Genomic DNA, 9553 nt, shown 5'->3' with positions numbered 1-9553 from the left:
AGATGACGCACGAGCCCGGCACTGCCGCGCGCCCGGCCCGACGAGCCCTGCTCGTCGTCCTCAGCCTGCTGCTGGCGGCCGCCCTCGCGCTCCTCGTGGTGCGCACGCTCCAGAACCGCGACGTCGAGGCGCCCGCCGGTGGCGGGTACGGCACCGCGTCGGAGCGCGCTGGCATCGAGGATGTCGCCGAGCAGTTCGTGCTGAACGTCGGCACCTTCGGCCCCCAGGACCTCAAGGACGGCACCATGCCCGACTACCGCCGTCGGGTCGGGTCGCTGCTCACCACGAAGTTCCGCGCCAGCTTCGACAAGCAGGTCCCGGCGCTCGAGCAGGGCGTGGCCCAAATCAAGCTCCAGAAGGTCGCCAAGGTCAGTGCTGTCGGGGTCGCGTCCGTCGAGGGCGACCGGGCCACGGCCTTCGTGGCGTGGGAGAGGACCGCGCGTATCGGCAAGGGCAGCTACGACGCCCCGGAGCAGACCCGCTCGAAGGTCGAGTTGGTCAGGGTCAAGGGGGAGTGGCGCGTGGACGACTTCACGCCCGTGACGGGGGAGGCCGCGAAGTGAGCGCCATCGACCTGTACGCCGTGCTCGGTGTCGCCCGCGACGCCTCGACCGACGAGATCCGCGCCGCCTGGAAGGGTGCCGTCGCGGACATGGACCCGACGGACCCGAAGCTCAACGTCTTCAACCAGGCCGGTGCCGTCCTCCTCGACCCCGCCAAGCGGGCGAAGTACGACGCGGAGACCGCGCCTGCGGAGGACGACGACAGCGACCCGGTCGCTGCCGAGGAGCCGGCCGAGGAGCCGGCTGGGGACGTCGCCGTCGCCGAACCGGAGGCCCCCGCGCCCACTGCCGCTCCGGTCGTCGCCGGCGGACGCGACGTGCCCACGTGGGTGCTCACGCTGCTGGCCGGGCTGACCGTGGCGGCCGTGCTCGCTGCGATCTTCGCCGCGGGACCACTCGGTCGTGCGCTGCCGGCGGCGGGCGTGCCCGACTCCCAGCAGCGGCTCGTCGACGCGGCGAACGCTGCGGAGAAGGCGGCCGTGCCGGTGCTGTCCTACGACTACCGCCACCTGGACCAGGACGAGAAGGCCGCGACGGCGCAGATGACCTCGAAGTTCCGCAAGGACTACGAGCAGACCTTCACCCTGATCAAGCAGAACGCCCCGCAGGTGCAGGCGGTCGTCGCGGCCACGGTGCTCGGCTCGGCGATCAGCCACGCCTCCGGCAAGACGGTCGACGTCCTGCTCTTCGTGGACCGCCCGACCAGCAAGAAGGGCGCCAAGGAGCCGGTCGTCTACCGCGACCAGGTGACCTTCTCGATGCGCCGGGTCGACGGCACCTGGCTCGTCGACGACATGCGGACGAGCCGTCCTGCTTGACCGGTGACGCTCCGGCGTTCATCATCGTCGTACCCTCCGGGATTTTTCCCGGTTGAGGGTTTGTGACGCGCGCGCTTCTGCGCTAACCTTCTTCTTTGCGTCTGCCCTCATATGCGGCCTGCCTCCAGGTGGCTGGTTCGTGGTCGGCGGCGCCAGATCACCGCGTTCCCTCAGAAGGACACCTCTTGGCCGCGCGCAGCTCCGCTGGTAACCCCCGTCGCATCTCCTTCGCGAAGATCACCGAACCTCTCGAGGTCCCGCAGCTCCTCGCCCTCCAGACTGACAGTTTCGACTGGCTGGTGGGCAACGAGAAGTGGCAGGAAGTCGTCCAGCGTCGCATCGACGCGGGCGAGGACGTCTCCACGAAGTCGGGTCTGACCGAGATCTTCGAGGAGATCTCCCCGATCGAGGACTTCTCCGAGACGATGTCGCTCTCGTTCGAGAACCCGGTCTTCTACGACCCGAAGTACACGGTCGAGGAGTGCAAGGAGAAGGACTTCACCTACTCCGCCCCGCTCTACGTCTCCGCTGAGTTCACCAACAACGAGACCGGCGAGATCAAGGGCCAGACCGTCTTCATGGGCGAGTTCCCGCTCATGACCGACAAGGGCACCTTCGTCATCAACGGCACCGAGCGTGTCGTCGTCTCGCAGCTCGTCCGCTCGCCGGGCGTCTACTTCGAGCGCACCGCCGACAAGACGTCCGACAAGGACATCTACACCGCGAAGGTCATCCCGTCGCGTGGCGCCTGGCTCGAGTTCGAGATCGACAAGCGCGACATGGTCGGCGTCCGCCTCGACCGCAAGCGCAAGCAGAACGTCACCGTGCTGCTCAAGGCCCTCGGCTGGACCAACGAGCAGATCCGCGAAGAGTTCGGCCAGTACGAGTCGATGATGCTCACCCTGGAGAAGGACAACACCCAGGGCGAGGACGACGCGCTGCTCGACATCTACCGCAAGCTCCGTCCCGGCGAGCCGCCGACGCGTGAGGCTGCGCAGACGCTGCTGAACAACTACTACTTCAACCCGAAGCGCTACGACCTCGCGAAGGTCGGCCGCTACAAGATCAACAAGAAGCTCGGCACCCACGAGGCGTTCGACCAGCAGACGCTGACCATCGACGACATCGTGGCGACGATCCGCTACGTCGTGGCCCTCCACGCCGGCGAGATCGAGCTGCCCAGCACGAGCGACGCCGCTGACGCGGTGCCGACCCCGGTCGACGCCGACGACATCGACCACTTCGGCAACCGCCGCATGCGCACGGTCGGCGAGCTCATCCAGAACCAGCTCCGCACGGGTCTCGCCCGCATGGAGCGCGTGGTCCGTGAGCGGATGACGACGCAGGACGTCGAGGCGATCACGCCCCAGTCCCTGATCAACATCCGCCCGGTCGTCGCGGCGCTGAAGGAGTTCTTCGGCACCTCGCAGCTCTCGCAGTTCATGGACCAGACCAACCCGATCGCGGGCCTGACGCACAAGCGTCGCCTCTCCGCGCTCGGCCCGGGTGGTCTCTCCCGTGACCGCGCCGGCATGGAGGTCCGCGACGTCCACCCGTCGCACTACGGCCGCATGTGCCCCATCGAGACCCCGGAAGGCCCGAACATCGGCCTGATCGGCTCGCTCGCGTCGTACGGACGGATCAACCCGTTCGGCTTCGTCGAGACGCCGTACCGCAAGGTCGAGAACGGTGTCGTCACCGACCAGATCGACTACCTGACCGCCGACGACGAGGACCGCTTCGTCATCGCGCAGGCCAACGCGGTCCTGGACGAGAACGGCCGCTTCGCCGAGGAGCGGGTGCTCGTGCGCCTGCGCCAGGGCGAGGTCTCCGAGATCCTGCCCGAGGACGTCGACTACATGGACGTCTCGCCGCGCCAGATGGTGTCGGTCGCGACCGCCCTCATCCCGTTCCTCGAGCACGACGACGCCAACCGTGCCCTCATGGGCGCCAACATGCAGCGTCAGGCCGTCCCGCTCATCAAGAGCGACAGCCCGATCGTCGGCACCGGCATCGAGTACCGCGCCGCCGTCGACGCGGGTGACGTCGTCACCGCGTCCAAGGCCGGCGTCGTCAAGGACGTCTCTGCCGACGCCGTCGAGGTCATGAACGACGACGGCACGTACTCGACGTACCGCATGGCGAAGTTCAAGCGCTCCAACCAGGGCACCTGCATCAACCAGCGCCCGCTGGTTGCCGAGGGTGACCGCCTCGAGGCCGGTTCGCCGATCGCTGACGGCCCCTGCACCGACAACGCCGAGATGGCGCTGGGCACCAACCTCCTCGTGGCCTTCATGCCCTGGCAGGGCCACAACTACGAGGACGCGATCATCCTGTCGCAGCGCCTCGTCCAGGAGGACGTCCTCACCTCGATCCACATCGAGGAGCACGAGGTCGACGCCCGCGACACGAAGCTCGGCCCCGAGGAGATCACCCGGGACATCCCGAACGTCTCCGAGGAGGGCCTGGCCGACCTCGACGAGCGCGGCATCATCCGCATCGGCGCCGAGGTCTCGACCGGCGACATCCTCGTCGGCAAGGTCACGCCCAAGGGTGAGACCGAGCTGACCCCGGAGGAGCGCCTGCTCCGCGCGATCTTCGGTGAGAAGGCGCGCGAGGTCCGCGACACCTCGATGAAGGTCCCGCACGGCGAGTCCGGCACGGTCATCGGCGTTCGCGTCTTCGACCGTGAGGACGGCGACGAGCTGCCCCCGGGCGTCAACCAGCTGGTCCGCGTCTACGTCGCCCAGAAGCGCAAGATCTCCGTGGGTGACAAGCTCGCCGGCCGTCACGGCAACAAGGGCGTCATCGCGAAGATCCTGCCGGTCGAGGACATGCCGTTCATGGAGGACGGCACCCCGGTCGACGTGATCCTCAACCCGCTCGGTGTCCCGCGTCGTATGAACATCGGCCAGATCCTGGAGCTCCACCTGGGCTGGATCGGCAAGCAGGGCTGGCACATCGACGCCGACCTGCGCGACACCGAGTGGGCCAAGCGCCTCATCTCCATCGGTGCCGACGAGGCCGCGCCCAACACGAAGGTCGCCACGCCGGTCTTCGACGGTGCCCGTGAGGACGAGATCATCGGCCTGCTCGGCTCCACCACGCCGACCCGTGACGGTGACCGTCTCGTCGGTGAGTCGGGCAAGGCGAGCCTGTTCGACGGTCGCTCCGGCGAGCCGTTCCCGGAGCCGGTCTCCGTGGGCTACATGTACATCCTCAAGCTGCACCACCTTGTCGACGACAAGATCCACGCGCGCAGCACCGGTCCGTACTCGATGATCACCCAGCAGCCGCTCGGCGGTAAGGCCCAGTTCGGTGGCCAGCGCTTCGGTGAGATGGAGGTCTGGGCGATGGAGGCGTACGGCGCCGCCTACGCCCTGCAGGAGCTCCTGACCATCAAGTCCGACGACGTGCCCGGCCGCGTGAAGGTCTACGAGGCGATCGTCAAGGGCGAGAACATCCCCGACTCGGGCATCCCGGAGTCGTTCAAGGTTCTCGTCAAGGAGATGCAGTCGCTCTGCCTCAACGTGGAGGTCCTCTCGCAGGACGGCTCCATGATCGAGCTGCGTGACGCCGATGAGGACGTCTTCCGCGCTGCGGAGGAGCTGGGCATCGACCTGTCCCGTCGCGAGAACCCCTCTGTCGAAGAAGTCTGAGTGAGTCACCAGTACGCCGGGTGACCGGCGTACGCGCGGCCCTCGGTCATCAAGTCTTTTCTCTTCAGTACTAACGAAGGACACAAGCCAAGTGCTCGACGTCAACTTCTTCGACCAGCTCAAGATCGGCCTGGCCACCGCGGACGAGATCCGCGGATGGAGCCACGGCGAGGTCAAGAAGCCGGAGACCATCAACTACCGCACGCTCAAGCCCGAGCGTGACGGCCTCTTCTGCGAGAAGATCTTCGGTCCCACCCGGGACTGGGAGTGCTACTGCGGCAAGTACAAGCGCGTGCGCTTCAAGGGCATCATCTGCGAGCGCTGTGGCGTCGAGGTCACCCGCTCCAAGGTCCGCCGCGAGCGCATGGGCCACATCGAGCTCGCCGCTCCCGTGACCCACATCTGGTACTTCAAGGGCGTCCCGTCGCGCCTGGGCTACCTGCTCGACCTCGCCCCGAAGGACCTCGAGAAGGTCATCTACTTCGCGGCGTACATGATCACCTCCGTCGACGAGGACGCGCGTCACCGCGACCTGTCCTCGCTCGAGGGCAAGGTCGACCTCGAGCGCAAGCGCCTCGAGGGTCGTCGCGACACCGCGATCGACGACCGCGCCAAGAAGTTCGAGGAGGACCTGGCTGCGCTCGAGGCCGAGGGCGCCAAGTCCGACGCCAAGCGCAAGGTCAAGGACGCCGCCGAGCGCGAGATGAAGCAGATCCGCGACCGCTCGCAGCGCGAGATCGACCGCCTCGACGAGGTGTGGAACCGCTTCAAGAGCCTCAAGGTCCAGGACCTCGAGGGCGACGAGCTGCTCTACCGCGAGATGAAGAACTGGTTCGGCAAGTACTTCGAGGGGCACATGGGCGCTGCGGCGATCCAGAAGCGCCTCCAGGACTTCGACGTCGAGGCCGAGGTGGAGTCGCTGCGCGAGACCATCGCGACCGGCAAGGGCCAGAAGAAGGTCCGCGCCCTCAAGCGCCTCAAGGTCGTCGACGCGTTCCGCAAGACCGGCAACCAGCCGATCGGCATGGTCCTCGACGCCGTCCCGGTCATCCCGCCGGACCTCCGCCCGATGGTGCAGCTCGACGGTGGCCGCTTCGCGACCTCCGACCTCAACGACCTGTACCGCCGCGTGATCAACCGCAACAACCGACTCAAGCGACTGCTCGACCTCGGTGCGCCGGAGATCATCGTCAACAACGAGAAGCGGATGCTCCAGGAGGCCGTCGACTCGCTGTTCGACAACGGCCGTCGTGGTCGCCCCGTGACGGGTCCGGGCAACCGCCCGCTCAAGTCGCTCTCCGACATGCTCAAGGGCAAGCAGGGTCGCTTCCGCCAGAACCTCCTCGGCAAGCGCGTCGACTACTCGGGTCGTTCGGTCATCGTCTCCGGCCCGCAGCTCCGGCTGCACCAGTGCGGTCTGCCCAAGCAGATGGCGCTGGAGCTCTTCAAGCCGTTCGTGATGAAGCGCCTCGTGGACCTGTCCCACGCGCAGAACATCAAGTCGGCCAAGCGCATGGTCGAGCGCGCCCGCCCGGTCGTCTGGGACGTCCTCGAAGAGGTCATCACCGAGCACCCGGTGCTGCTCAACCGTGCCCCCACGCTGCACCGTCTGGGCATCCAGGCGTTCGAGCCGCAGCTCATCGAGGGCAAGGCCATCCAGCTCCACCCGCTCGTCTGCTCGGCGTTCAACGCTGACTTCGACGGCGACCAGATGGCCGTCCACCTGCCGCTCTCCGCGGAGGCGCAGGCCGAGGCCCGCATCCTGATGCTGTCGACGAACAACATCCTGAAGCCGTCGGACGGTCGCCCCGTGACCATGCCGACCCAGGACATGATCATCGGCCTCTTCTTCCTCACCACGGACCGTCAGGGTCCGGGCGAGGGTCGGGTCTTCTCCTCGCCGGCCGAGGCGATCATGGCGTTCGACCGCAAGGAGATCACCCTCCAGTCGAAGGTCAAGATCCGCCTGACGGGCGTCGTCCCGCCGCTCGGCTCCGAGATCGAGGGCGACACGTTCCTCCTCGAGACCACGCTGGGCCGCGTCATCTTCAACGAGGCGCTCCCGGACGACTACCCGTACGTCAACTACGAGGTGGGCAAGAAGCAGCTCGGCGCGATCGTCAACGACCTGGCCGAGCGCTACACCAAGGTCGAGGTCGCTGCGTCCCTCGACGCCCTCAAGGACAACGGCTTCCACTGGGCGACCCGCTCCGGTGTCACCGTCTCCATCGAGGACGTCGTCACGCCGGACTCCAAGGCCCAGATCCTCTCGGGCTACGAGGAGCAGGCCGCCAAGGTCCAGAAGCAGTTCGAGCGCGGTCTCGTCACTGACGAGGAGCGTCGCCAGGAGCTCATCGAGATCTGGACGCAGGCCTCCAACGAGGTCGCGAAGGCCATGGAGGTCAACTTCGACAAGGCCAACCCGATCTACATGATGGTCGACTCGGGTGCCTCCGGAAACATGATGCAGATCCGTCAGGTCGCCGCCATGCGTGGTCTCGTGGCGAACCCGAAGGGTGACATCATCCCGCGGCCGATCAAGTCGAACTTCCGCGAGGGTCTCTCCGTCCTCGAGTACTTCATCTCGACGCACGGTGCCCGCAAGGGTCTCGCCGACACCGCCCTGCGTACCGCCGACTCGGGCTACCTCACCCGTCGTCTGGTCGACGTCTCGCAGGACGTCATCATCCGCGAGGAGGACTGCGGCACCGAGCGTGGTCTGCCGAAGAAGATCGGCGTCCAGACCGACAACGGTGTGGTCAAGCACGAGCACGTCGAGGTCGCCGCGTACGCCCGTACGTCGGCCGTCGACGTGGTCGACCCGGCCTCCGGCGAGCTGCTCGTCGCGGCCGGCGAGGACCTCGGCGACGTGCGCATCGGCCAGCTGGTCGAGGCGGGCATCACCGAGCTCAAGGTCCGCTCGGTCCTCACCTGCGAGGCCAAGACCGGCACCTGCGCGAAGTGCTACGGCCGTTCGCTTGCGACCGGCAAGCTCGTCGACATCGGTGAGGCGGTCGGCATCATCGCCGCCCAGTCCATCGGTGAGCCCGGCACGCAGCTGACCATGCGTACCTTCCACACCGGTGGTGTGGCCTCCGCGGACGACATCACGCAGGGTCTTCCCCGCGTCGTGGAGCTCTTCGAGGCTCGCTCGCCCAAGGGTCGCTCGCCGATCGCCGAGGCGGCTGGCCGCATCGAGATCGACGAGTCGGACAAGGCGCGCAAGATCCTGCTCACGCCGGACGACGGCTCCGAGGTCCAGGAGTACCCCGTCTCCAAGCGCTCGCGTCTGCTCGTCGCTGACGGCCAGCACGTCGAGGTCGGCCAGAAGCTGATCGTCGGCACCGAGGACCCGCAGGACGTCCTGCGCATCCTCGGTATCCGCAAGGCGCAGGAGCACCTCGTCGACCAGGTGCAGTCCGTGTACCGCTCGCAGGGTGTGTCGATCCACGACAAGCACATCGAGATCATCGTGCGCCAGATGCTCCGTCGCGTGACGGTCATCGAGTCCGGCGACACGAACCTGCTGCCGTCCGACCTGGTCGACCGCGTGATCTTCGAGTCCGAGAACCGTCGCGTCGTCTCCGAGGGTGGCAAGCCCGCCTCGGGTCGTCCGGTCCTCATGGGCATCACGAAGGCCTCGCTCGCGACCGAGTCGTGGCTCTCCGCGGCCTCCTTCCAGGAGACCACCCGCGTCCTCACCGACGCGGCGATCAACGGCCGTTCGGACTCCCTGCTGGGTCTGAAGGAGAACGTGATCATCGGAAAGCTGATCCCGGCCGGCACGGGTCTGGAGCGCTACCGCAACATCCGGGTGGAGCCCACCGAGGAGGCCCGCGCCGCGGCGTACTCCGTCACCGGCTACGACTCCTACGACTACGACTTCGGCGCTGGTGGCCAGGTTGTTGCCGTGGACGACTTCGACTTCGGTTCCTACCAGAACTGATCTCGCCGCCTCACGACCGAGGGCCCCGTCGCGCAGCAGCGCGGCGGGGCCCTCGGCCATTGCGGGCACATCTCGATGTGAGGGGTGTGGTGGGGGAGGAGTGCCACCACCCGTGGTGGAGCTTCAGTGCCCGAGCATCGCGAGGATGCTGTCAGCGATTTCCTTGCCCTTGGATTCAGCGACGAAGTGGCCGACCTCCGGGTAGCGGTGCACGTCCAACGCGGGAATCGCCGCTGTCCACTGTGCCAGCACGGACTTCTTCCCGAGGGGATCTCTCGCGCCGATGTGAGCGACGGCCGGAAGGTCCTTCCAGTGTTCCGGCACCTCGGTCTGCATCCGCTTGTAGAAGGCCGAGTTGTCCTGAGGGCCGTGGGTGGGATCGACGTACCTGTAGCCGTGGCCCCACACGGGCGTCTGCTTGACGTTCCGCTGCGAGCTCCGAACGTTCGGGAGGGAGCGCAGCGCCTCAGAGAACACGTAGCTCGGCGGGTCAAGTCCCTAGGCGTGGTGTACGAAACGAATCCTCCGTCGGGCGTGTCGCTAGGCGCTGATGGCGACCTCCTCGGT

5 protein-coding genes are annotated in these 9553 nt (G+C 67.1%); 4 read left to right on the top strand and 1 reads right to left on the bottom strand.

Annotation, left to right across the window (positions count from 1 at the left end; genetic code table 11):
* Nucleotides 1-2: 2 nt before the first annotated feature.
* The 4 genes from IEX47_RS13975 (at nucleotide 3) to IEX47_RS13960 (ending at nucleotide 8986) form a co-directional block, all read left to right on the top strand.
* Nucleotides 3-563, top strand: a complete 561-nt coding sequence (locus IEX47_RS13975; protein WP_188784632.1) for a hypothetical protein — start codon at nucleotides 3-5, stop codon at nucleotides 561-563.
* Nucleotides 560-1381 carry a J domain-containing protein gene (locus tag IEX47_RS13970; RefSeq protein WP_188784631.1) on the top strand — a complete coding sequence of 274 codons (822 nt, stop codon included), beginning with the start codon at nucleotides 560-562 and terminating at the stop codon, nucleotides 1379-1381. Before IEX47_RS13975 ends, IEX47_RS13970 begins: the two co-directional genes overlap by 4 nt.
* Before the next feature lie 185 nt (nucleotides 1382-1566).
* A complete protein-coding gene (gene rpoB / locus IEX47_RS13965) occupies nucleotides 1567-5040 on the top strand; it encodes a DNA-directed RNA polymerase subunit beta (protein WP_188784630.1) in 3474 nt (1157 codons plus the stop codon).
* Nucleotides 5041-5131: 91 nt separating this feature from the next.
* Nucleotides 5132-8986, top strand: a complete 3855-nt coding sequence (locus IEX47_RS13960; protein ID WP_188784629.1) for a DNA-directed RNA polymerase subunit beta' — start codon at nucleotides 5132-5134, stop codon at nucleotides 8984-8986.
* Nucleotides 8987-9109: 123 nt separating this feature from the next.
* On the opposite strand, the gene IEX47_RS13955 is transcribed toward IEX47_RS13960, so the two are convergent.
* Nucleotides 9110-9394: a hypothetical protein gene (locus IEX47_RS13955; RefSeq protein ID WP_188784628.1), complete on the bottom strand. Its 285-nt coding sequence runs from the start codon at nucleotides 9392-9394 to the stop codon at nucleotides 9110-9112.
* Between the last annotated feature and the right edge of the window lie 159 nt (nucleotides 9395-9553).

Origin of the sequence: Nocardioides phosphati (assembly GCF_014646375.1) — a bacterium.
Taxonomy (GTDB): domain Bacteria; phylum Actinomycetota; class Actinomycetes; order Propionibacteriales; family Nocardioidaceae; genus Nocardioides; species Nocardioides phosphati.
Note: the sequence above shows the minus strand (reverse complement) of the source record. Positions and strands in the feature narration are given on the sequence as shown.

Excerpts from the sequence above, each read along its gene's own strand:
- IEX47_RS13975 (WP_188784632.1), top strand. The coding sequence starts at position 3 with ATGACGCACGAGCCCGGCACTGCCGCGCGCCCGGCCCGACGAGCCCTG.